Origin of the sequence: Pseudomonas sp. NPDC098747, assembly GCF_044760045.1 — a bacterium.
Taxonomy (GTDB): Bacteria; Pseudomonadota; Gammaproteobacteria; order Pseudomonadales; family Pseudomonadaceae; genus Aquipseudomonas.
In genome coordinates, this window is sequence record NZ_JBIWAL010000019.1 from 33,593 (window position 1) to 33,931 (window position 339).

Sequence of the window (339 nt, forward strand, 5' to 3'; positions counted from 1 at the left end):
ACTGTCAATATGGCGCCTGGAGCGACTGAAATCAGTCACGCAGTATTCGACCTGCACATGACCATTTTCTGGATCTGTGTGGTGATCGGGGTCATCGTCTTCGGCGCCATGTTCTGGTCGATGATCGTGCACCGCCGTTCAACCGGGCAGGTCGCCGCAAAATTCCACGAAAGCACCGGCGTCGAAATCATGTGGACCATCGTGCCGCTGCTGATTCTGGTAGCGATGGCCGTGCCGGCGACCGCCACCCTGATCAAGATGTACGACACCAGTGAGCCGGATATCGATATCCAGGTCACCGGGTATCAGTGGAAGTGGCACTACAAATACCTGGGCCAG

1 protein-coding gene is annotated in these 339 nt (G+C 56.6%); it reads left to right on the top strand.

Going from position 1 to position 339, the window contains the following annotated elements; genetic code table 11:
- Positions 1-339, top strand: a 339-nt coding sequence (locus tag ACIQVE_RS13995) for a cytochrome c oxidase subunit II transmembrane domain-containing protein (protein WP_402809110.1), incomplete at both ends; no start/stop codon positions are given.